Raw genomic sequence first — 20,966 nt, 5'->3', positions numbered from 1 at the left:
GGGTGATGGCACGATTATAGATCAACCTGTACGTTCACGTTCAGGTTGGGATGGAAAAACGGCCGCCGGGCAAGCTGCGCGGGCGGCCGTTTTGCGGGGCGGGGGCGATCAGCCGCCGCGGCGCATCAGGTCGAAGAACTCGGAGTTGCTCTTCGTCTGGCGGATCTTGTCGAGCAGGAATTCCATGGCCTCGACTTCGTCCATGTCGTGGATGAACTTGCGCAGCACCCAGATCTTCTGGAGGATCTCGGGCTTGATCAGCATTTCTTCGCGGCGCGTGCCCGACTTGTTCAGGTTGATCGACGGATAGACGCGCTTTTCAGCGAGACGGCGCTCGAGGTGCACTTCCATGTTGCCGGTGCCCTTGAACTCTTCGTAGATCACGTCGTCCATGCGGCTGCCGGTTTCGATCAGCGCGGTGCCGATGATCGTCAGCGAACCGCCTTCCTCGATGTTGCGCGCTGCGCCGAAGAAGCGCTTCGGACGCTGCAGTGCGTTCGCGTCGACACCACCCGTCAGCACCTTGCCCGATGCCGGGATCACGGTGTTGTACGCACGCGCGAGACGCGTGATCGAGTCGAGCAGAATCACGACGTCGTGCTTCATTTCGACGAGGCGCTTGGCCTTCTCGATCACCATTTCGGCGACCTGGACGTGGCGCGTGGCCGGTTCGTCGAACGTCGAGGCGATCACTTCGCCGGCGACCGAGCGCTGCATTTCGGTCACTTCTTCAGGGCGTTCGTCGATCAGCAGCACGAACAGGATCACGTCCGGGTGGTTCTGCTTGATCGCGTGCGCGATGTGCTGGAGCATCACGGTCTTGCCCGACTTCGGCGATGCGACGAGCAGGCCGCGCTGGCCCTTGCCGATCGGCGCGATCATGTCGATGATGCGGCCCGTGACGTTCTCTTCGCCGCGCATTTCGCGTTCGAGCGACAGCGGCTTGTTCGGGTGCAGCGGCGTGAGGTTCTCGAACATGATCTTGTGTTTCGAGGCCTCGGGCGGCTGCCCGTTGACTTTGTCGACCTTCACCAGCGCGAAGTAGCGCTCGCCGTCCTTCGGCGTGCGGACTTCACCTTCGATGGTGTCGCCGGTGTGCAGGTTGAAGCGGCGGATCTGCGACGGGCTGATATAGATGTCGTCGGTGCTCGCGAGGTACGACATTTCCGGCGAACGCAGGAAACCGAAACCGTCCGGAAGCACTTCGAGCGTACCGTCGCCGAAGATCGTCTCTCCCGTCTTGGCGCGCTTTTTAAGAATGGCAAACATCAACTCCTGCTTGCGCAGGCGGTTCGCGTTTTCGATCTCCAGGCCATTGGCCATTTCGATCAGTTCGGAGACGTGCAGAGACTTGAGCTCGGATAAATGCATACGGAGAACCCGCCAGGGAGGAGATGCGACGAAAGAAAATAAGGGAGGAGGGCGAGCGGAAGCGCTCAGAGACTTAAATGCGTCTTGTCGACGTTTTTTAATTCTAGCATAGGCCGATTCGCGCTTGAGCGAGCGATCGGCGGCTGGACGACGGACGTGTTGCCGGCTGACAACACGTCCGTGGAACTGCCGGTATTACAGGTGGCTGTCCAGGAATGCGGTGAGCTGCGACTTCGACAGCGCGCCGACCTTCTGCGCGGCGGCCGCGCCGTTCTTGAACAGGATCAGCGTCGGGATGCCGCGCACGCCGAACTTCGCAGGCGTAGCCTGGTTGTCGTCGACGTTGATCTTCGCGATCTGCAGCTTGTCGCCGTAGTCTTTCGCGACTTCGTCGAGGATCGGGGCGATCATCTTGCACGGGCCGCACCATTCGGCCCAGAAATCGACGAGCACGGGCTTGTCGGACTTGACGACGTCCTGTTCGAACGATGCGTCGCTGATGTGTTTGATCTGTTCGCTCATTGGGTCAATACCTCTTACGGTTCGGGGACTGCCTGCTTGCGCGTTGCGGCGTACCGGCCGCCGTAGGCTGCCGGCCGCTGCGGCAGGTCACGCCGCGCTCCGGAAAGGAGGGGCGTAGGCGCTGCATGCCGCGGCTCGCGGGTCGTTCGGGCGTCATATTAGCCTAAATTGCTATCTGCTGCGGGCGGCGATAGTAGCCGCTACGCGAGTAGGGGTACGACGCGACGTTCGACCGTTGTGCCATGCAAGTGGAGGCTGGCCTGCAAATTACAAGGGGCGGGCACGCATGCGCGTCGTGCGAACGGATGGCATGCCGGTTTGCCCGGCGATATTCGCATTGATGCGAACAAACGGTCGCATTCGTCCGGAAGCGGTGATAGAATATGCCGTGACGGGCCTCCTCGCATGGTGGGGCGGTGAACCTGGTCAGGTCGGGAACGAAGCAGCCACAATCGTTTTCCGCCAGTGCCGAGGGTTGGGCTCGTCACCTTCCTTCTCGCCCCGTTCGCAGGGCGTTTTTTATTTCTGCATCGCACTCCGTTCGACCCCGCACTTTGCCCGTGTTCCGCACCGTTTCACGTGTCGGCGCGACGCAGCGTTACTGATACAATTTCCCGATGACCTATCAAGTTCTCGCACGCAAGTGGCGTCCGAAGGATTTCGCTTCGCTCGTCGGCCAGGAGCACGTCGTCAGGGCGCTCACGCACGCGCTCGACGGCGGGCGTCTCCATCACGCCTATCTGTTTACCGGAACCCGCGGTGTCGGCAAGACGACGCTGTCGCGGATCTTCGCCAAGGCGCTCAACTGTGAAACCGGCGTCACGTCGCAGCCGTGCGGCGTGTGCCGCGCCTGCCGCGAGATCGACGAGGGCCGTTTCGTCGATTACGTCGAAATGGATGCCGCGAGCAACCGCGGTGTCGACGAGATGGCCGCGCTGCTCGAGCGCGCGGTGTACGCGCCCGTCGATGCGCGCTTCAAGGTCTACATGATCGACGAAGTGCACATGCTGACGAACCACGCGTTCAACGCGATGCTGAAGACGCTCGAGGAGCCGCCGCCGCACGTCAAGTTCATCCTCGCGACGACCGATCCGCAGAAAATTCCCGTCACCGTGCTGTCGCGCTGCCTGCAGTTCAACCTGAAGCAGATGCCGGCCGGGCACATCGTGTCGCATCTGGAGCGGATCCTCGGCGAAGAGCAGATCACGTTCGAGCCGCAGGCGTTGCGCCTGCTCGCGCGTGCCGCGCAGGGCAGCATGCGCGATGCGCTGTCGCTCACCGACCAGGCGATCGCCTATTCGGCGAACGAAGTGACCGAATCGGCCGTGTCGGGCATGCTCGGCGCGCTCGACCAGACTTACATGGTGCGCCTGCTCGACGCGCTCGCGGCCGGCGGCGGCCCCGAAATCCTCGCGATCGCCGACGAAATGTCGCTGCGCAGCCTGTCGTTCTCGACCGCGCTGCAGGATCTCGCGAGCCTGCTGCACCGGATCGCATGGGCCCAGTTCGCGCCGGGTTCGGTGCTCGACGAGTGGCCGGAAGCGGCCGACCTGCGCCGCTTCGCGGAGACTTTGAGCCCCGAACAGGTTCAGTTGTTCTATCAGATCGCGACGGTCGGGCGCGCCGAGCTCGGCCTGGCGCCGGACGAGTACGCCGGGTTCACGATGACGCTGCTGCGGATGCTCGCGTTCGAGCCGGCCGTCGCTGCCGGCAGTGCGCCGGGCGGGCAGCCGTCCGTGCCGCGTGCCGTGCCGGCCCCGCGCACGGCCGTGGCGTCGGCTGCCGCGGCGAAGCCGGTATCGGCTGCGCCGGTCGAGGCAGCGCGTCCGCAGGCTGCAGTGCCGGTTGTGCCGGTTGCGCGTTCTGCACCGGCGCAGTCCGGCGATGACGCAGGCCTGCCGGTCGCGAAGCCGGCAGCTGTCCAGGCAGTCGCGCCGGCCCCGGTCGATGCACCCGTTATCGAAACGCCGCAACCGGAAACGGATGCGGCGCCTCAGGCGCCGCAAGCGGCACCGGCAGGCGACTTGCCGCCGCCCGTCCGCAAGGAACCCGAGCCGCCTGCGACTGCCGCTGCTGTCGTCGCGCAGCGAAACGACGAACCGGCCGTATCAGCCGAGCCGGTGCAGCGCGCTGCACCGCCCGAACCCGCAGCCCGCCCGGCGTCGCGTGCAGGCGGCGCCGCCGCCGCGCTCGACGTGTTGCGCAATGCGGGGATGCGCGTGTCGTCCGACCGCGGGCGCGCGAGCGCCGCGCCGAAACCGGCCGCCGCGCCGGCCGCCGAGAAACCGGCTGCGCCGCGCCCCGCCGTGCCGGTGCCGACGCCGCGTGCTGCCGCCCGTGCGCCGCAAGCAGCCGATTCGCGCCAGGCGTCGCCGCCGTGGGAAGACATCCCGCCCGACGACTACGTGCCGCTCAGCGCCGACGAGATGTTCGGCGCGCCGGACGACGGCTTCGTGCCGGTATTCGACAGCGGGCCCGACGATGTCCGCGTGACGCCGAAGCCTGCGGAAGCGCGTCCGGCTGCGCCGGTCGACGCGCGCCCGTTGCCGCCCGCGATCGCGCTCGACCCGATCGGCTTCGACGGTGAATGGCCGGCGCTGGCCGCGCAGTTGCCGCTGAAGGGTGTCGCGTACCAGCTCGCGTTCAACAGCGAACTGACGGCTGTCGACGCGACCGCGTTGAAACTGTCCGTGCCGGTGCCGCAGTATGCGGACGCCGCGCAGGTGACGAAGCTGAAGGCTGCACTGGCCGATGCCCTCGGCAAGCCGGTCGAGGTGACCGTCGAGGTCGGGCCCGCACGGCGTACCGCGGCGGCGCTCGATGCGGCGGCGCGCGCGGCTCGCCAGCGCGAAGCCGAGCAGGAGATTCACGGCGATCCGTTCGTCCAGCAGCTCGTGCGCGACTTCGGTGCGCGCATCGTCGAGGGCTCGGTGCGTCCGCTCGCCGATTCGGCGCCGGACGGCGTGCCGCCGACGCTGCATTGAACTGACCGCCCCGGGACAGGCACAATCACGCCCGCACACATTGACCGGCACGCGCCGCGTGCCGGTTTTCACACGATCAAGAAGGAGTATTCCCATGTTGAAAGGCAACCTCGCCGGACTGATGAAGCAAGCGCAGCAAATGCAGGAAAACATGAAGAAGATGCAGGAGCAGCTTGCGCTGATCGAAGTCGAAGGGCAGTCGGGTGCCGGCCTCGTCAAGGTGACGATGACGTGCCGCAACGAAGTGCGCCGCGTCGCGATCGACCCGAGCCTGCTCGCGGACGACAAGGACATGCTCGAGGATCTCGTCGCCGCTGCGTTCAACGACGCGGTGCGCAAGGCCGAAGCGACGTCGCAGGAAAAGATGAGCGGCATGACGTCGGGCCTGCCGCTGCCCCCGGGCTTCAAGCTGCCGTTCTGAGCGTAACGTCCTTGCCACTGTCTGCTGCCGTATGAAACAGCCGTCCGCCCTGTCTGCTCTCGTCGAAGCGTTGCGTGTGCTGCCCGGCGTCGGGCCGAAATCCGCACAGCGCATGGCGGTCCACCTGATGCAGCACGACCGCGAAGGCGCGGAACGGCTCGGCCGGTCGCTGTTGTTCGCGACCGAGCACCTGCAGCACTGCGAGAAGTGCAACACGTTCACCGAAGCGCAAATCTGCGAGGTCTGCAGCGACGAGGAGCGTGATCCGACGCTGCTGTGCGTCGTCGAAACGCCTGCCGACCAGATCATGCTCGAGCAGACGATGACGTACCGCGGGCTGTATTTCGTGCTGATGGGGCGGCTGAGCCCGCTCGACGGAATCGGCCCGAAGGAAATCCATTTCGACCGCCTCGTGCGGCGTGCGTCCGACGGCATCGTCAAGGAGGTCGTGCTCGCGACCAACTTCACGAACGAAGGCGAAGCCACCGCGCATTACCTCGGCCAGACGCTGAAGGCACGCGGCCTTGCGGTCACGCGCCTCGCGCGCGGCGTGCCGGTGGGCGGCGAGCTCGAGTACGTCGACGCGGGCACCATCGCCCGTGCAATGCTCGATCGCCGCACGATGTAAGCCGGGCGCCGCCTGCCGGCGGCGCCGTTCCTCATGCCAGGGAGACACATGAGCACCAGCCAGGGCCCGCTCGCGGGCGTCAAAGTGCTCGAATTCGGAACGCTGATCGCGGGGCCGTTCGCGTCGCGGCTGTTCGCCGAATTCGGCGCGGAAGTGATCAAGATCGAGGATCCGAACGGCGGCGACCCGCTGCGCAAGTGGCGCAAGCTCCACCCGGAGCAGGGCGGCACGTCGCTGTGGTGGTCCGTCCAGGCGCGCAACAAGAAATCGGTCACGCTCAACCTGAAAGCCGATGCCGGCAAGGCGATCGCGCGGCAGCTCGCGAGCGAGGCCGACATCGTGATCGAGAACTTCCGTCCGGGGCTGCTCGAAAAACTCGGGCTCGGCTACGACGTGCTGTCCGCCGACAATCCGGGCCTCGTGATGGTGCGTCTGTCCGGCTACGGACAGACGGGCCCGTATCGCGACCGGCCCGGCTTCGGCGCGATTGCCGAATCGATGGGCGGGCTGCGTCACATCACCGGCTACCCCGATCTGCCGCCGCCGCGCATCGGCATCTCGATCGGCGATTCGATCGCCGCGCTGCACGGCGTGATCGGCGCGCTGATGGCGCTCCATCACCGCAAGGTCAACGGCGGCGCGGGGCAGGTGGTCGACGTTGCGCTGTATGAAGCCGTCTTCAACATGATGGAAAGCGTGGTGCCCGAATACGGCGTGTACGGGATGGTGCGCGAGCGCACCGGCGCGTCGCTGCCGGGCATCGTGCCGTCGAATACCTACGCGTGCCGCGACGGCAGCATCGTGATCGGCGGCAACAGCGATCCGATCTTCAAGCGGCTGATGAAGGCGATCGAGCGCGACGACCTCGCCGACGATCCCGCGCTCGCGCAAAACGACGGGCGCGTGCCGCGCACGCAGGAGATCGACGACGCGATCGCCGCATGGCTCGCGCCGCGCACGATCGACGAGGCGCTCGTCGTGCTCAACGCGGCCGACGTGCCGGCCGGGCGCATCTACAGCGCCGCCGACATGTTCACCGATCCGCAGTTCGTCGCGCGCCAGATGATCCAGCGTTTCAAGCTGGCCGACGGCACCGACATCCCGCTGCCGAACATCACGCCGAAGCTGTCGGACACGCCGGGCGAAACGCGCTGGCTCGGGCCCGAACTCGGCGAGCACACGGACGAAGTGCTGCGCGGCCTCGGTTACGACGCGCAGGCGATTGCCGCACTGCGAGAAGCGGGCGCGATCTAGGGGAAGCCCGGGGCGCTGTTGCTTCGCGCCAGGTCCCCGGCGGGACTTCCTTCGAGGCGGAAAACCCGGGGCGGCCCCGCGTTTTCCCGAGCAGGCGGAAAGCCGCTGCGCCATGCGGCGGCGCACCGTGCGCGCATGCGCGCACCCGTCCTTTCGCGGCCGCCGGACTGTCGCTCTCGCGCCATCTTTCCTCGGTTACAATCGCCGGATGCGAATCCTACTCAGCAACGACGACGGCTATCTCGCCCCCGGTCTCGCCGCGCTCAGCGAAGCGCTGCGGCCGGTGGCCGAACTCACTGTGATCGCGCCCGAGCAGAACTGCAGCGGCGCGTCGAATTCCCTCACGTTGTCGCGGCCGCTGTCGGTGCAGCGCGCCGCGAGTACGGGTTTCTTCTACGTGAACGGCACGCCGACCGATTCGGTGCACGTCGCGCTGACGGGGATGGCCGATGCGCGGCCGGATCTCGTCGTTTCCGGGATCAACAACGGCCAGAACATGGGCGAAGACACGCTCTATTCAGGGACAGTTGCAGCCGCCACCGAAGGCATCATGTTCGGCGTGCCGGCCATTGCATTCTCGCTGGCCGACAAGGGCTGGGCCCATCTGGCGGACGCCGCGCGCGTCGCCGCGGAGATCGTCGAGCACTACCTCGCGCATCCGCTGGCGGGCAACCCGCTGCTGAACGTCAATATTCCGAACCTGCCGTACGACGAGCTGAAGGGCTGGAAGGTCACGCGTCTCGGCAAGCGTCATCCGTCGCAGCCGGTGATTCGCCAGACCGACCCGCGCGGCGAACCGATCTACTGGATCGGCGCAGCGGGCGCGGCGCTGGACGCGAGCGACGGCACCGATTTCCACGCCGTCGCAAACGGTTTCGTGTCGATCACGCCGCTGCAGCTCGACCTCACGCATACGCAGATGCTGCCCGCGACGCGCGAATGGGCGCGCGCCGGAGGGCGGGCTTCATGAGCGGCGAGCGCGCGAAGCGGTTCCCGCTCGCGCTCGAAGATCTCAAGCGAGCGCCACGCAAATCGGAAGGTCGGGCCGGTGAACGCCATGCGGCGGTCGCGGTGTCGAAGGCTGCCGACAAGCCGGCTGCCGTGCTGAAACCGGTTGCGGTGAAGCCCGTTGCCGCGCGCTCGCCGTTGCCCGGTCCCGCCACGGCGAAGCCCGCGACGGCACCGAAGCCGACTGCGCTGAAGCCCGCGATGCCGAAACCGGCTGCGCCGAGCGTCGCGCCGGCCGGCGCGTTCGCGCTCACGTCGGAACGCGTGCGCGAGCGGATGGTCGAACGCCTGCGCGCGAACGGCGTGACCGACGCGCGCGTGCTGGACGCGATGGCCGCGGTGCCGCGCCACCTGTTCGTGGATCCGGGGCTCGCGACGCAGGCCTACGAGGATTCGGCGTTGCCGATCGGCCACCAGCAAACCATTTCCAAGCCGTCGGTTGTCGCGCGCATGATCGAGCTCGCGATGGCCGGCCGCACACTCGAGCGCGTGCTCGAGATCGGCACGGGCTGCGGCTATCAGGCCGCCGTGCTGAGCCACGTGGCACGCGACGTGTATTCGATTGAACGCATCAAGCCGCTTTATGAGCGCGCGAAGCTGAACCTGCGGCCGCTGCGCGTGCCGAACATCCGTCTGCACTACGGCGACGGGCGTGTCGGTCTGCCGTCCGCAGCCCCGTTCGACGCGATCGTGATCGCGGCGGCTGGGCTCGACGTGCCACAGGCGCTGCTCGAGCAGCTCGCGATCGGCGGGCGGCTCGTCGCGCCGGTCGGCGCGCAAAGTGGGCAGCATCAGGTGCTCACGCTCGTCGAGCGCGTCGCGCACGCGCAATGGCGAGAGTCCCGGCTTGATCGCGTTTTCTTTGTCCCTTTAAAATCCGGAGTGATTTGAAACCGATGAGTATGTTGCGCGCGATGCAAAACAACCGATCCAGGGAACCGCTCACGCTCGCCCAGCGCGCGATCTGTGTGGCTGCGTTCTCCACGCTACTGGCCGCCTGTGCGACGCGGCTCGACAACGCGCCCGTCGTCGATCGCTCCGGCTCGCTCGGCACGACCGCCGCCGCGCAGCCCGCGGTGCCGCTCGGCCCGCCGCCCCCCGGCTTCTACCGTGTGAAGCCGGGCGACACGCTGTACCGGATTGCGCTCGAGAACGGGCAGAACTATCGCGACATCGCGACGTGGAACAATCTGGCGAACCCGAACCAGATCGAAGTCGACCAGTTGCTGCGCGTGGCGCCGCCGGGCGGCGCTGCGGTTGCGGGCGCACCGGCTACCGCGCCGATCGCGGGTGCCGCGGTGGCGACCGCGCCGCTGAGCAGCGGTCCGGCAACGCCGGCCGCCGGCACGTCGTCGGCACTTGCCGCCACGCCGCCGGCTGCGGCAACCGGGTCGAGCGATACGGCGGCTGCCCCGAGCGGCCCCGTGACGTTCGCGTGGCCCGCGCGCGGGCCCGTGCTGAACGGGTTCGACGACGCGAAGAACAAGGGCGTCAATATCGGCGGCACGGCCGGCGAGACCGTGAAGGCGGCAGCGGACGGCCGTGTCGTTTACTCCGGCAATGGCCTGCGTGGTTACGGCAACCTCATTATCATCAAACACGATGCAACTTACCTCACGGCGTATGCACACAATCGCGCTTTGATGGTAAAAGAGGGGGACGCGGTAACGAAGGGGCAGAAGATCGCCGAGATGGGTAACAGCGATGCCGACCGCGTGATGCTGCATTTCGAGGTTCGCCGGCAGGGTAAACCTGTCGATCCGCTGAAGTATTTGCCGCCTCAATAACCGAGACGACCATGCCGAAATCGAAGCGCCACGAGCCGCAAGCCGAGTCTGAGAAGATCAGTCGTGCCACGCAAGCATCGGTGGGGCGATCGGGTGCTTCGACGGACGACGAAGACGACGTCGCGGAAAACGAACGTGATCTCGAGGCACGTGACGCCGAGTCGGACGCGGACGGTGGCGACGACGAGCGCGAAGGCCGTTCGGAAGCAGCGCCCGACGTCGACGATTTCCGCACGATCCTGCAGGCCGAGCTCACGGCCGACACGATTCAGCATTACCTGAACCGGATCAGCGTGAAGCCGCTGCTGACCGTTGAGGAAGAGCAGCGCTATTCCCGCCTCGCGAAGGCCGGCGAATTCGAGGCCCGGCAGGTGATGATCGAGCGCAACCTGCGTCTCGTCGTCAGCATCGCGAAGGGTTACCTGAACCGCGGCGTGCCGCTGCTCGACCTGATCGAGGAGGGTAACCTCGGCCTGATGCACGCGATCGAGAAATTCGACCCGACGCGCGGTTTCCGTTTCTCGACCTACGCGACATGGTGGATCCGGCAGAGCATCGAGCGGGCGATCATGAACCAGGCCCGCACGGTGCGCCTGCCCGTGCACGTGATCCGCGAACTGAACCAGGTGCTGCGCGCGAAGCGCCACCTCGAAAAGAATTCGATGTCGACGGGCGAGGCGGCCGAGCGCCGCGAAGCCAGTATCGACGATATCGCCTATCTCACCGGCAAGACCGCCGAGGAAGTCACCGACATCCTCGCGCTCAACGAACACACGGCGTCGCTCGACGCGCCGCTCGATCTCGATCCCGCGAGCAGCCTGCTCGACCTGTTGCCCGACGACCAGAGCCAGTCGCCCGACGCCGAGGTGCAGCACCGCGAGCTCGAAACGCTGACGCGCGCGTGGCTGTCGCGGCTGTCCGACAAGCACCGGCATGTGATCGAGCGCCGCTTCGGCCTGAACCACATCGAACCGGCGACGCTCGAGGAACTGGCCGACGAGATGGGGCTCACGCGCGAGCGCGTGCGGCAGATCCAGCAGGAAGCGCTGGTGCGCCTCAAGCGGTTCTTTGCCTCCAACGGCGTGCGCAAGGACGCCGTTCTGTAACTGATGACTCCGATTCTCGTTTTTGACATCGAGACGATTCCCGATGTCGACGGCATTCGCCGTCTGGAAGACCTGCCTGCGACGCTCGACGATGCCGCGGTGGCCGAACACGCGTTCGCCGCGCGCCGCGAGAAGACCGGCGGCGATTTCCTGCCGCACCACCTGCAGCGGATCGCGGCGATCTCGTGCGTGTTCCGCGACAACAACGGCTTTCGCGTGCGCTCGCTCGGGACGCCGCAGGACAACGAAGCGACGCTGATCCAGTCGTTTTACCGCGTGATCGAGAAATACACACCGCAGCTCGTGTCGTGGAACGGCGGCGGCTTCGATCTGCCGGTGCTGCATTACCGCGCGCTCGTGCACGGCATTCCCGCGACCCGCTACTGGGATCTCGGCGAGGACGACCGCGAATTCAAGTGGAACAACTACATCTCGCGCTATCACTCGCGGCATACCGACCTGATGGACGTGCTCGCGATGTATCAGGCGCGCGCAAATGCGCCGCTCGATGCGCTGGCGAAGCTGTGCGGCTTCCCGGGCAAGCTCGGGATGGATGGCAGCCAGGTGTGGCCGGCGTTCCGGGATGGCCGGATCGACGAAATCCGCAACTATTGCGAAACCGACGTCGTCAACACCTACCTGCTGTACTGCCGGTTCCAGTTGATGCGCGGCGGCCTGACGCCGAGCGAGTACGCGGACGAGATCCTGATCGTGAAGAACGCGCTCGCGCTGGAACCGGCGCCGCACTGGGCCGAGTACCTGGCCGGCTTCGACGCGTAGCGCGGGCGGCCCGCGCCGCAACCGGCGCGATCAGGCCAGTTCGAGCAGCACCGGCTGGTGATCCGACGCGCGCACGTCGCCGTCGATCTCGCAGCGGATGACGCGCGGCAGCAGCGTGTCGGTCACGAACACGAAGTCGCACGCGAGCGGCCCTTCCGACCATTGCACCGTATCGTAGACGCCGGCCGTCGGCGGCGGCGTGCGGCCCGGGTGTCGTGCGACCCAGGCGTCGACGAAGCGCGGCGCGTCGGCGATCGGCGCCAGGAAGCGCCGGTACGCATCGCTGTCGAATGCGCTGTTGAAATCGCCGCAGACGATCGCATCGCGCGGCTGGCCGGTCGCGCTGAACGGCCCCTCGGCGGTCTCGGCGGGCGCCGGGCATGCCGCGTGCGCGCAGGCCTCGCGATGCCGGTCGCGCAGCGCGCCGACCTGCGCAAGCCGCTGGCGCGCCGAGTAATACTCCAGATGCGTGGTGACCACGCGCAACGGCCCGAACGGCGCCTGCACCTCGACGTCGAGCGCGACGCGCGGCATCGACGGCGCGCCGGCGTCGGCCGGCCACGGCAGCAACTGGCGCAGCACGCGTCCGGCCGGCAGCCGCGTCGCGATCGCGTTGCCGAACTGGCGGCGCGGAGCGCCCGGTTCGATCGCCGGCAAGTCGGCGCCGATCGCTTCGATGATCGTGTAGCCGGGCAGCCGCGCCGCGAGTTCGGCGAACTGGTCGGGGCCGGGGCCGCCGGGCAGCGCGCCGAAGCCGCGCGTGACCTCCTGCAGGCACAGCACGTCGAAATCGCCGAGGCGCTGGATCGTCGAGACGGTTCGGGAAAGGTCGACGATGCCGTCCGCGTCCCGACCCCATTGGATGTTCCAGTCGATCAGTCGCATGGTCGAATCTCCTGTCGGGCGGATGCGGGCCCGAGGGCTTGCCCCGGCCGGTTCCGCGGCATGCCGGGGCGGGCGCCTCCCGAAGTCGCGTGAACGGCCGTGCGAGCGCCACGCAGGGCCGTCCATGCGCAAGTGTCGCCGCTTGCCCGATCCAAAGCGCGCGATACGGGCCTGCGTCGTCTACAATCTCGCCTTCTTCAACGTTTGTCAGGAAAAGCTGGTGTCCGAAGCCGTCCCCACTTCTGCGCGCAAATCGAAAAATGCGCCCGTCGCGCCCGGGCCCGCCCCGGTTCTCGAGATCGAATCGCTCGACATGGAAGCGCGCGGTGTCGGCCGCACGATCACCGAGGACGGCGAGCCGGGCAAGGTCATCTTCGTCGAAGGCGCGTTGCCGGGTGAGCGCGTGACCTATTCGAGCTACCGCCGCAAGCCCAGCTACGAGCAGGCGACGGTTGTCGACATTCTGCGCCCGAGCGTGATGCGCACGCAGCCGAAATGCAAGTTCTTCGGCACCTGCGGCGGCTGCTCGATGCAGCATCTCGACATGCGCGCGCAGGTGGCGGTCAAGCAGCGTGTGCTCGAGGACAACCTGTGGCACCTGGCGAAGCTGCGCGCGGAAACGATGTTCGCGCCGATCCACGGCCCGTCGTGGGGTTATCGCTATCGTGCGCGCCTGACCGTGCGCAACGTGGCGAAGAAGGGCGGCGTGCTGGTCGGCTTCCACGAGAAGAAGAGCAGCTATGTTGCCGACATGACGAGCTGCGAAGTGTTGCCGCCGCACGTGTCGGCGATGCTGGTGCCGCTGCGCCGGCTCGTCGAAGGGCTGTCGATCCGCGATCGCATGCCGCAGATCGAACTCGCGGTCGGCTCGGAAGTCACGGCGCTCGTGCTGCGCGTGCTGGAGCCGATCAACGCGGACGACGAAGCGCTGCTGCGTGCGTTCGCCGACGAGCACAAGGTGCAGTTCTGGCTGCAGCCGAAGGGCCCGGACACGGTGACGCCGTTCTACCCGCTCGACGTATCGCTCGACTACACGCTGCCGGAATTCGGCATCCGCATGCCGTTCAAGCCGACCGACTTCACGCAGGTCAATCACCAGATCAACCGCGTGCTGGTGGGCCGCGCGCTACGCCTGCTCGCGCCGTCGCGCGACGACCGCGTGCTCGACCTGTTCTGCGGGATCGGCAACTTCACGCTGCCGCTCGCGCGGCTGTCGCGGGAAGTGATGGGCATCGAGGGCAGCGACACGCTGACGACGCGCGCGCTGGCGAATGCGCGCGAGAACGGTGTCGACGGCCACACGACGTTCGCCTGCCGGAACCTGTTCGAAGTGACGGGCGACGACCTGCGCGCGCTCGGCGCCTTCGACAAGTTCCTGATCGACCCGCCGCGCGAAGGCGCGCTCGCGGTGTCGAAGGCGCTGGCCGAGATCGCGCAGAGCGGCGAAGGCCCGCTGCCGAAGCGGATCGTCTACGTGTCGTGCAACCCGTCGACGCTCGCGCGCGACGCGGGCCTGCTCGTGCACGAGGCCGGTTACCGGCTCAAGGGTGCCGGTGTCGTCAACATGTTCCCGAATACGTCGCACGTCGAATCGATCGCGCTGTTCGAGCGCGACTGAGCCGGGCGGCGGACGTAAAAAAACCGGCCCGAGGGCCGGTTTTTTCTTGAGGCGTGACGAGCGTCAGTTGCGGTTGCCGCCGAAGATGCCGAGCAGGGCAAGCAGGTTCGTGAACACGTTGTACAGGTCGAGGTAGATCGCGAGCGTGGCCGAGATGTAGTTCGTCTCGCCGCCGTTCACGACGCGCTGGACGTCGAACAGCATGTAGGCCGAGAAGATCGCGATTGCGAGCACCGACACGGTGAGCATCAGCGCCGGCAGCTGCAGGAAGATGTTCGCGACCGAGGCGAGCAGGATCACGATCACGCCCATGAACAGCCACTTGCCGAGACCCGAGAAATCGCGCTTGCTGACGGTGGCGATCGTTGCCATCGCGGCGAAGATGATGCCGGTGCCGCCGAACGCGAGCATGATCAGCGACGGGCCGTTCGAGAAGCCGAGGATGAAGCTCAGCAGCCGCGACAGCATCAGGCCCATGAAGAACGTGAAGCCGAGCAGCACGAACACGCCGGCCGCGCTGTTTTTCGTCCGCTCGATCGCGAACATGAAGCCGAATGCGATCGCGAAGAATGCGAGCAGGCTCATCATCGGGCTCGTGGCCGCGAACAGCGAGAAGCCCGTCGCGACGCCGACCCAGGCGCCCAGCACGGTCGGGACCATCGATAGCGCGAGCAGCCAGTACGTGTTCCGCAGCACGCGGTTGCGAACCTCGGCGGTGCTGACGGAACCGCCGCGGCCGAAATTGTACGGATAGTCGTTCATGGTTTCTCCTAACATTGAACGCGTGGGCGTCCGGGGCCGGTTCGGCACACGCGGTGTGCGGCGCAGCAAACCGGAGCAGCTATGGCTAAGATACGTTCCGTGCCGGGAGGTTTCAATGGCCGTGCGGCACAAAACATATGGATTCTGAACCTTTCATTCGTGTAAGGGTTCAATCGCAATGATACACGGGATCGTGCTACAATAGCGGATTCATTTGAACCTGTAACTTCTTAATTTTTTGGAGTTTTTATGGCAATCGAGCGCACCCTGTCGATCATCAAGCCGGATGCGGTGGCAAAGAACGTGATCGGCCAGATCTACAGCCGTTTCGAAGGCGCCGGCCTGAAGATCATCGCATCGCGCATGGCGCACCTGTCGCGCGCTGACGCAGAGAAGTTCTACGCGGTTCACGCAGCACGTCCGTTCTTCAAGGACCTCGTCGATTTCATGATCTCGGGCCCGGTGATGATCCAGGTCCTGGAAGGTGAAGGCGCGATCCTGAAGAACCGCGACCTGATGGGCGCAACGGATCCGAAGAAGGCAGAAAAGGGCACGATCCGCGCCGATTTCGCCGACAGCATCGACGCGAACGCGGTGCACGGCTCGGACGCGGCTGAAACGGCAGCGGTCGAAGTCGCTTTCTTCTTCCCGGAAATGAACGTTTACTCGCGTTAAGCCCTGGCTGACAGCAAGTAGGCCGGATTCAGCGCACGCGGCAAGGCAGCACATCATGACGAGCGAAACTTCCGTCAATCTTCTCGACTTCGATGCCGAGGGTCTTGTCGCGTACTGCGGCAGCCTTGGCGAGAAGCCGTTCCGCGCCAAGCAGTTGCAGCGCTGGATCCACCAGTACAACGCCGGCGATTTCGACGGCATGACCGATCTTGCGAAGTCCCTGAGAGAAAAGCTCAAGGGCCGCGCATCGATCGTGATGCCCGATATCGCCAGCGATCACGTTTCCACCGACGGCACGCGCAAGTGGCTGATCGACGTCGGAAACGGCAATGCGGTCGAAACCGTGTTCATCCCGGAAGAAACGCGCGGCACGCTGTGCGTGTCGTCGCAGGCCGGGTGCGCGGTCAACTGCCGCTTCTGTTCGACGGGCAAGCAGGGCTTTTCCCGCAACCTGTCGACAGCCGAAATCATCGGCCAGCTCCGCATGGCCGAATTTGCATTGCGAGCGTCGCTGGGCCGCGCGCCCGGTCCGAACGGCAAGGCCGAACGGGTCGTCACCAACGTGGTGATGATGGGCATGGGCGAGCCGCTCCTGAACTACAGCGCGGTCGTGCCCGCGATGCGGCTGATGCTCGACGACAACGCGTACGGCCTGTCGCGCCGCCGCGTCACGCTGTCCACGTCGGGCGTGGTGCCGATGATGGACCGCCTCGGCGCCGAGCTGCCGGTCGCGCTGGCCGTTTCGCTGCACGCGCCGAACGACGCGCTGCGCGACGAGCTGGTGCCGCTCAACAAGAAGTATCCGCTGCGCGAACTGATGGCTGCGTGCCAGCGTTATCTGAAAGTCGCGCCGCGCGACTTCATCACTTTCGAATACTGCATGCTCGACGGCGTCAACGACACCGAAGCGCATGCGCGCGAACTGCTGGCCGTCACGCGCGACGTGCCGTGCAAGTTCAACCTGATCCCGTTCAATCCGTTTCCGGAATCGGGCCTCATCCGCTCGAAGCCGGAGCAGATCAAGCGTTTTGCACAGGTCCTCATCGACGCGGGTGTCGTCACGACCGTGCGCAAGACGCGCGGCGACGACATCGACGCTGCGTGCGGCCAGTTGGCCGGCGCCGTGAAGGACCGCACGCGCCTCGCGGAACGAACGGGCGCAGCAGGAAAAATCATCGAAGTTCGGGCGGTTTGACGGGGATGCCCGAACCTTTTGGCGGTACAGCACGCGAATAGCGATCGGTCGCGGCGCCTCGGCGCCGCGCATGGTATGAACAGTTGCGGACGCGGGCCGGCGGGAGCCGGCGGCGGCCGCCAGTGAAGAAGAATCGACGCGAGGACAAGGATGAGTGAGCCGCAGCCGACTAACGGCGCAGAGACGAATGCCGCGAAGCCGGCACCGGCGGGACTGGAATCGCTGGCGGCGGTCGGCAGCCGGCTGGCGCAGCTTCGGGAGACGAAGGGCTGGTCGGTCGACGACGTATCGGCGCGACTCAAGGTCGCACCGCAGAAGCTCCGGGCACTCGAGGCCGGCGACATCAGCCATTTGCCCGGTGTGACGTTCGCGCTCGGTGTCGTGCGCAGTTACGCGAAGATGCTCGGCGTCGATCCGGAGCCGTTCGCGCAGGCGCTGCGCCGTGAGCGCGGGGTGCCGGAAGTCGATCTGTCGATGCCCGCGTCGTCGGGGACGGATCTGCCGCGCGGCCGCGTGTCGATTCCGCTGGGCGGTTCGTCGCGCCACCATCCGTGGCTGTGGGGAACGGCGATCGTCGTCGTCGCGGTGGTCGCCGTACTGATGTGGCACACTGGCGGCGATTCGTCGAGCTTGCTCGCGCGCTTCAAGGGCGGCGACACGGAGCACGCGTCGGCCGCGAGTGCGTCGGCGGCATCCTCGTCGTCGGTCGAAGAGGCTGCCTCGAGCGGCGCATCGGCTGTCACCGCCAATGAGGTTCCGGCCCCGGCGGCCGCTTCGGCAGCCCCGGCGGTGCAGGCGATTGCATCCGCTGTCCCGGCGCCCGTGGCGCCGGTTGCGGCTGCTGCTGCGTCGCAGCCCGTCGTGGCAACGACGGCGGCAAGCGCTGCCGCGCCGGCCCAGCCGGCGAGCGTCGTGGCCGCGGCAGGCCAGTCGATGGTCGAACTGAAGGTCAAGCAGGATTGCTGGTTCAGCGTGCGCGACAAGAACGGCAAGGAGCTGTTCTCGGCGATGGTGCGGGCCGGCGAAACGAAGCAGGTCGCCGGCGACGGGCCGTTCAAGGTCACGATCGGCAACAAGGCAGGCCTCGACGCAGTCGCGTTCGACGGAAAACCTGTCGATCCGGCAAAATATTCGGCAGCGCGGGGTAATGTGGCACGGTTCACGTTGCCCTGACGTCAAGCGCCGTGGCGAAGGCCTGTCGTCGATATCGGCAGGCCGTGCGGGCACGGCGCTTTTTCAATTCATGCGCCGCGTCGCGGCGCATTCCGCGTAAATGGATCTATCGATGCAATCCGAAGCTCAATCCCCACGCAGCAGTCAGATTTGTTCAACCGAGCCGGTGTTCGGCGGGCATCAGCCGCGCCGCGTATCGCATGCGGTGGATGTCCGCTGGGGCGGGCAGCTCGTGACGATCGGCGGCGACGCGCCGGTGCGCGTGCAGTCGATGACGAATACCGACACGGCCGACGCGATCGGCACGGCGATCCAGATCAAGGAGCTCGCGAACGCAGGCTCCGAACTGGTGCGCATCACGGTCAACACGCCCGAGGCCGCGGCCGCCGTGCCGGCGATCCGCGAGCAGCTCGACCGGATGGGCGTGACCGTGCCGCTGGTCGGCGATTTCCACTACAACGGCCACCTGCTGCTGCGCGATTACCCGGGCTGCGCGGAAGCGCTGTCGAAGTACCGGATCAACCCGGGTAACGTCGGCCAGGGCGCGAAACGCGATACGCAGTTCGCGCTGATGATCGAGGCCGCGGCCAAATACGACAAGGTCGTGCGAATCGGCGTGAACTGGGGCAGCCTCGACCAGGACCTGCTCGCGCGCATGATGGACGAGAACGGTGCGCGTGCGCAGCCGTGGGGCGCGCAAAGCGTGATGTATGAAGCGCTGATCCAGTCGGCGATCGGCTCGGCCGAACGTGCGGTCGAACTCGGCCTCGGCCGCGACCGCATCGTGCTGTCGTGCAAGGTCAGCGGCGTGCAGGACCTGATCGCCGTGTACCGCGAGCTCGGCCGCCGCTGCGGCTTTGCGCTGCACCTCGGGCTGACCGAGGCCGGCATGGGCTCGAAGGGCATCGTCGCATCGACGGCCGCGCTCGGCGTGCTGCTGCAGGAAGGGATCGGCGACACGATCCGCATCTCGCTGACGCCGGAGCCGGGCGCATCGCGCACGGGTGAAGTGATCGTCGGCCAGGAAATCCTGCAAACGATGGGCCTGCGCTCGTTCGCGCCGATGGTGATCGCGTGCCCGGGCTGCGGCCGCACGACGAGCACGCTGTTCCAGGAACTCGCGATGCAGATCCAGACCTACCTGCGCGAGCAGATGCCGGTCTGGCGCAAGGAATATCCGGGCGTCGAGAAGATGAACGTCGCGGTGATGGGCTGTATCGTCAACGGCCCGGGCGAATCGAAGCACGCGAACATCGGCATCAGCCTGCCGGGTTCGGGCGAGAACCCGGCCGCCCCCGTCTTCATCGACGGCGAGAAGGTCAAGACGCTGCGCGGCGAGCGGATCGCCGAGGAATTCCAGCAGATCGTCAGCGACTACGTCGCACGCAATTACGGCCGCACCGAGGCCCTGAACTAATTCGTCCACACACACGAACGATGACTGAACAGAAACGCAAGATCGAGAAGCTCACCGGCGTCAAAGGCATGAACGACATCCTTCCGCAGGATGCCGGCCTGTGGGAATTCTTCGAAGCTACCGTGAAATCGCTGCTGCGCGCGTACGGCTACCAGAACATCCGCACGCCGATCGTCGAACACACGCAGCTCTTCACGCGCGGCATCGGCGAAGTCACCGACATCGTCGAGAAGGAGATGTACAGCTTCACCGACGCGCTGAACGGCGAGAACCTGACGATGCGCCCGGAAAACACCGCGGCCGTCGTGCGCGCGTCGATCGAGCACAACATGCTGTACGACGGCCCGAAGCGCCTGTGGTACATCGGCCCGATGTTCCGTCACGAGCGTCCGCAGCGCGGCCGCTATCGCCAGTTCCACCAGGTCGGCGTCGAGGCGCTCGGCTTCGCGGGCCCCGATGCGGATGCCGAGATCATCATGATGTGCCAGCGCCTGTGGGACGACCTCGGCCTGACCGGCATCAAGCTCGAGATCAACTCGCTCGGCCTCGCCGAAGAGCGCGCCGCACACCGCGTCGAGCTGATCAAGTACCTCGAGCAGTTCGCCGACGTGCTCGACGAGGACGCCAAGCGCCGTCTGTATACGAATCCGCTGCGCGTGCTCGACACGAAGAATCCCGCGCTGCAGGAAATCGCGCAGAACGCGCCGAAGCTGATCGACTTCCTCGGTGAAGAATCGCGCGCGCACTTCGAAGGGCTGCAGCGCCTGCTGCTCGCGAACAACATTCCGTTCAAGATCAACCCGCGTCTCGTGCGCGGCCTCGATTACTACAACCTGACCGTGTTCGAGTGGGTGACCGACAAGCTCGGCGCGCAGGGCACGGTTGCGGCCGGCGGCCGCTACGATCCGCTGATCGAGCAGCTCGGCGGCAAGCCGACCGCCGCGTGCGGCTGGGCGATGGGCATCGAGCGCATCCTCGAGCTGCTGAAGGAAGAGGATCTCGCACCCGAGCAGGAAGGCGTCGACGTGTACGTCGTGCACCAGGGCGACACGGCGCGCGAACAGGCGTTCATCGCGGCCGAGCGCCTGCGCGACACGGGCCTCGACGTGATCTTCCACTGCAGCGCCGACGGCGCGACGGCGAGCTTCAAGTCGCAGATGAAGCGGGCCGACGCAAGCGGCGCCGCGTTCGCGGTGATCTTCGGCGAAGAAGAGGTCGCGAACGGCACGGTGGGCGTGAAAGCGTTGCGCGGTGCGGGTGCGGAAGGGGAAAAGAACGTTCAGCAGACCGTACCGGTCGAAAGCTTGACCGAATTCCTAATCAATGCGATGGTTGCATCCGCCGAAGACGGCGACGACTGATCGCGCTGGCATCCGCTCG

The 20,966-nt window shown here is 66.4% G+C and carries 19 protein-coding genes and 1 other RNA gene; 16 read left to right on the top strand and 4 right to left on the bottom strand.

Translation table 11 applies throughout. The features are described from left to right. Positions 1-108 precede the first annotated feature (108 nt). Together rho and trxA are read right to left on the bottom strand one after the other, a co-directional pair. A complete protein-coding gene (gene rho / locus ACWMMN_RS09520) occupies positions 109-1,371 on the bottom strand; it encodes a transcription termination factor Rho (protein WP_006478662.1) in 1,263 nt (420 codons plus the stop codon). 195 nt (positions 1,372-1,566) lie between these two features. Then, positions 1,567-1,893, bottom strand: coding sequence for a thioredoxin TrxA (gene trxA, locus ACWMMN_RS09515; protein WP_006402348.1), 327 nt, complete (start codon positions 1,891-1,893; stop codon positions 1,567-1,569). 390 nt (positions 1,894-2,283) lie between these two features. Between trxA and ffs the strand changes: the two genes are divergently transcribed. The 10 genes from ffs to ACWMMN_RS09465 all read left to right on the top strand — a co-directional run bounded on the left by ffs (position 2,284) and on the right by ACWMMN_RS09465 (position 11,861). Further along, positions 2,284-2,382: signal recognition particle sRNA small type (gene ffs / locus ACWMMN_RS09510), an RNA gene on the top strand. Between the two features lie 128 nt (positions 2,383-2,510). Then, positions 2,511-4,877, top strand: a complete 2,367-nt coding sequence (locus tag ACWMMN_RS09505) for a DNA polymerase III subunit gamma/tau (RefSeq protein WP_486422612.1) — start codon at positions 2,511-2,513, stop codon at positions 4,875-4,877. A 94-nt stretch (positions 4,878-4,971) separates the two neighbouring features. Further along, positions 4,972-5,298 (top strand): YbaB/EbfC family nucleoid-associated protein, encoded by a 327-nt coding sequence (locus tag ACWMMN_RS09500; protein WP_014896896.1) that lies wholly within the window; start codon positions 4,972-4,974, stop codon positions 5,296-5,298. Positions 5,299-5,329: 31 nt separating this feature from the next. Continuing rightward, positions 5,330-5,926 carry a recombination mediator RecR gene (gene recR, locus ACWMMN_RS09495; protein WP_034181272.1) on the top strand — a complete coding sequence of 199 codons (597 nt, stop codon included), beginning with the start codon at positions 5,330-5,332 and terminating at the stop codon, positions 5,924-5,926. A 48-nt stretch (positions 5,927-5,974) separates the two neighbouring features. Beyond that, positions 5,975-7,180, top strand: coding sequence for a CaiB/BaiF CoA transferase family protein (locus ACWMMN_RS09490; protein WP_006496407.1), 1,206 nt, complete (start codon positions 5,975-5,977; stop codon positions 7,178-7,180). Between the two features lie 208 nt (positions 7,181-7,388). After that, complete coding sequence (gene surE, locus ACWMMN_RS09485; RefSeq protein ID WP_059234004.1) at positions 7,389-8,150, top strand: 5'/3'-nucleotidase SurE; 762 nt, start codon at positions 7,389-7,391, stop codon at positions 8,148-8,150. Then, the gene (locus ACWMMN_RS09480) at positions 8,147-9,079 is read left to right on the top strand and encodes a protein-L-isoaspartate(D-aspartate) O-methyltransferase (RefSeq protein WP_059236724.1); all 933 of its coding nucleotides are present in this window, start codon (positions 8,147-8,149) and stop codon (positions 9,077-9,079) included. Before surE ends, ACWMMN_RS09480 begins: the two co-directional genes overlap by 4 nt. A 5-nt stretch (positions 9,080-9,084) precedes the next feature. Further along, positions 9,085-9,975: a peptidoglycan DD-metalloendopeptidase family protein gene (locus ACWMMN_RS09475; RefSeq protein WP_174994122.1), complete on the top strand. Its 891-nt coding sequence runs from the start codon at positions 9,085-9,087 to the stop codon at positions 9,973-9,975. Positions 9,976-9,986: 11 nt separating this feature from the next. Beyond that, entirely contained in the window at positions 9,987-11,081 is a 1,095-nt protein-coding gene (rpoS, locus tag ACWMMN_RS09470) for an RNA polymerase sigma factor RpoS (protein ID WP_059234006.1), read from the top strand. A gap of 3 nt (positions 11,082-11,084) precedes the next feature. After that, positions 11,085-11,861: a 3'-5' exonuclease gene (locus ACWMMN_RS09465; RefSeq protein ID WP_059234007.1), complete on the top strand. Its 777-nt coding sequence runs from the start codon at positions 11,085-11,087 to the stop codon at positions 11,859-11,861. Between the two features lie 30 nt (positions 11,862-11,891). On the opposite strand, the gene ACWMMN_RS09460 is transcribed toward ACWMMN_RS09465, so the two are convergent. Then, a complete protein-coding gene (locus tag ACWMMN_RS09460; protein ID WP_059234008.1) occupies positions 11,892-12,746 on the bottom strand; it encodes an endonuclease/exonuclease/phosphatase family protein in 855 nt (284 codons plus the stop codon). 220 nt (positions 12,747-12,966) lie between these two features. Here ACWMMN_RS09460 and rlmD point away from each other — a divergent pair, with 220 nt between their 5' ends. Beyond that, positions 12,967-14,364 (top strand): 23S rRNA (uracil(1939)-C(5))-methyltransferase RlmD, encoded by a 1,398-nt coding sequence (rlmD, locus tag ACWMMN_RS09455; RefSeq protein ID WP_256084957.1) that lies wholly within the window; start codon positions 12,967-12,969, stop codon positions 14,362-14,364. A gap of 63 nt (positions 14,365-14,427) precedes the next feature. On the opposite strand, the gene ACWMMN_RS09450 is transcribed toward rlmD, so the two are convergent. Beyond that, positions 14,428-15,126, bottom strand: coding sequence for a Bax inhibitor-1/YccA family protein (locus ACWMMN_RS09450; protein ID WP_006761414.1), 699 nt, complete (start codon positions 15,124-15,126; stop codon positions 14,428-14,430). A gap of 249 nt (positions 15,127-15,375) precedes the next feature. On the opposite strand from ACWMMN_RS09450, the gene ndk reads away from it, so the two are divergent. The 5 genes from ndk to hisS all read left to right on the top strand — a co-directional run bounded on the left by ndk (position 15,376) and on the right by hisS (position 20,947). Further along, positions 15,376-15,801 (top strand): nucleoside-diphosphate kinase, encoded by a 426-nt coding sequence (ndk, locus tag ACWMMN_RS09445; RefSeq protein WP_017332230.1) that lies wholly within the window; start codon positions 15,376-15,378, stop codon positions 15,799-15,801. A gap of 55 nt (positions 15,802-15,856) precedes the next feature. Continuing rightward, entirely contained in the window at positions 15,857-16,996 is a 1,140-nt protein-coding gene (rlmN, locus tag ACWMMN_RS09440; RefSeq protein WP_011549686.1) for a dual-specificity RNA methyltransferase RlmN, read from the top strand. A 150-nt stretch (positions 16,997-17,146) separates the two neighbouring features. Beyond that, positions 17,147-18,169, top strand: a complete 1,023-nt coding sequence (locus ACWMMN_RS09435; RefSeq protein ID WP_174994119.1) for a helix-turn-helix domain-containing protein — start codon at positions 17,147-17,149, stop codon at positions 18,167-18,169. A gap of 112 nt (positions 18,170-18,281) precedes the next feature. Then, the gene (gene ispG / locus ACWMMN_RS09430; RefSeq protein ID WP_059236726.1) at positions 18,282-19,586 is read left to right on the top strand and encodes a flavodoxin-dependent (E)-4-hydroxy-3-methylbut-2-enyl-diphosphate synthase; all 1,305 of its coding nucleotides are present in this window, start codon (positions 18,282-18,284) and stop codon (positions 19,584-19,586) included. A gap of 20 nt (positions 19,587-19,606) precedes the next feature. Beyond that, a complete protein-coding gene (gene hisS / locus ACWMMN_RS09425; protein ID WP_059234012.1) occupies positions 19,607-20,947 on the top strand; it encodes a histidine--tRNA ligase in 1,341 nt (446 codons plus the stop codon). Positions 20,948-20,966: the final 19 nt, after the last annotated feature.

It is taken from the genome of Burkholderia cepacia complex sp. TUM26381 (assembly GCF_057439935.1).
This window is presented reverse-complemented; position numbering and strand designations above follow the sequence as displayed.

What these genes read in the sequence shown, in the direction of transcription:
- rho (WP_006478662.1), bottom strand. Translation starts at nt 1,371, where the DNA reads ATGCATTTATCCGAGCTCAAGTCTCTGCACGTCTCCGAACTGATCGAA.
- trxA (WP_006402348.1), bottom strand. Translation starts at nt 1,893, where the DNA reads ATGAGCGAACAGATCAAACACATCAGCGACGCATCGTTCGAACAGGAC.
- ACWMMN_RS09505 (WP_486422612.1), top strand. Translation starts at nt 2,511, where the DNA reads ATGACCTATCAAGTTCTCGCACGCAAGTGGCGTCCGAAGGATTTCGCT.
- ACWMMN_RS09500 (WP_014896896.1), top strand. Translation starts at nt 4,972, where the DNA reads ATGTTGAAAGGCAACCTCGCCGGACTGATGAAGCAAGCGCAGCAAATG.
- recR (WP_034181272.1), top strand. Translation starts at nt 5,330, where the DNA reads ATGAAACAGCCGTCCGCCCTGTCTGCTCTCGTCGAAGCGTTGCGTGTG.
- ACWMMN_RS09490 (WP_006496407.1), top strand. Translation starts at nt 5,975, where the DNA reads ATGAGCACCAGCCAGGGCCCGCTCGCGGGCGTCAAAGTGCTCGAATTC.
- surE (WP_059234004.1), top strand. Translation starts at nt 7,389, where the DNA reads ATGCGAATCCTACTCAGCAACGACGACGGCTATCTCGCCCCCGGTCTC.
- ACWMMN_RS09480 (WP_059236724.1), top strand. Translation starts at nt 8,147, where the DNA reads ATGAGCGGCGAGCGCGCGAAGCGGTTCCCGCTCGCGCTCGAAGATCTC.
- ACWMMN_RS09475 (WP_174994122.1), top strand. Translation starts at nt 9,085, where the DNA reads ATGAGTATGTTGCGCGCGATGCAAAACAACCGATCCAGGGAACCGCTC.
- rpoS (WP_059234006.1), top strand. Translation starts at nt 9,987, where the DNA reads ATGCCGAAATCGAAGCGCCACGAGCCGCAAGCCGAGTCTGAGAAGATC.
- ACWMMN_RS09465 (WP_059234007.1), top strand. Translation starts at nt 11,085, where the DNA reads ATGACTCCGATTCTCGTTTTTGACATCGAGACGATTCCCGATGTCGAC.
- ACWMMN_RS09460 (WP_059234008.1), bottom strand. Translation starts at nt 12,746, where the DNA reads ATGCGACTGATCGACTGGAACATCCAATGGGGTCGGGACGCGGACGGC.
- ACWMMN_RS09450 (WP_006761414.1), bottom strand. Translation starts at nt 15,126, where the DNA reads ATGAACGACTATCCGTACAATTTCGGCCGCGGCGGTTCCGTCAGCACC.
- ndk (WP_017332230.1), top strand. Translation starts at nt 15,376, where the DNA reads ATGGCAATCGAGCGCACCCTGTCGATCATCAAGCCGGATGCGGTGGCA.
- rlmN (WP_011549686.1), top strand. Translation starts at nt 15,857, where the DNA reads ATGACGAGCGAAACTTCCGTCAATCTTCTCGACTTCGATGCCGAGGGT.
- ACWMMN_RS09435 (WP_174994119.1), top strand. Translation starts at nt 17,147, where the DNA reads ATGAGTGAGCCGCAGCCGACTAACGGCGCAGAGACGAATGCCGCGAAG.
- ispG (WP_059236726.1), top strand. Translation starts at nt 18,282, where the DNA reads ATGCAATCCGAAGCTCAATCCCCACGCAGCAGTCAGATTTGTTCAACC.
- hisS (WP_059234012.1), top strand. Translation starts at nt 19,607, where the DNA reads ATGACTGAACAGAAACGCAAGATCGAGAAGCTCACCGGCGTCAAAGGC.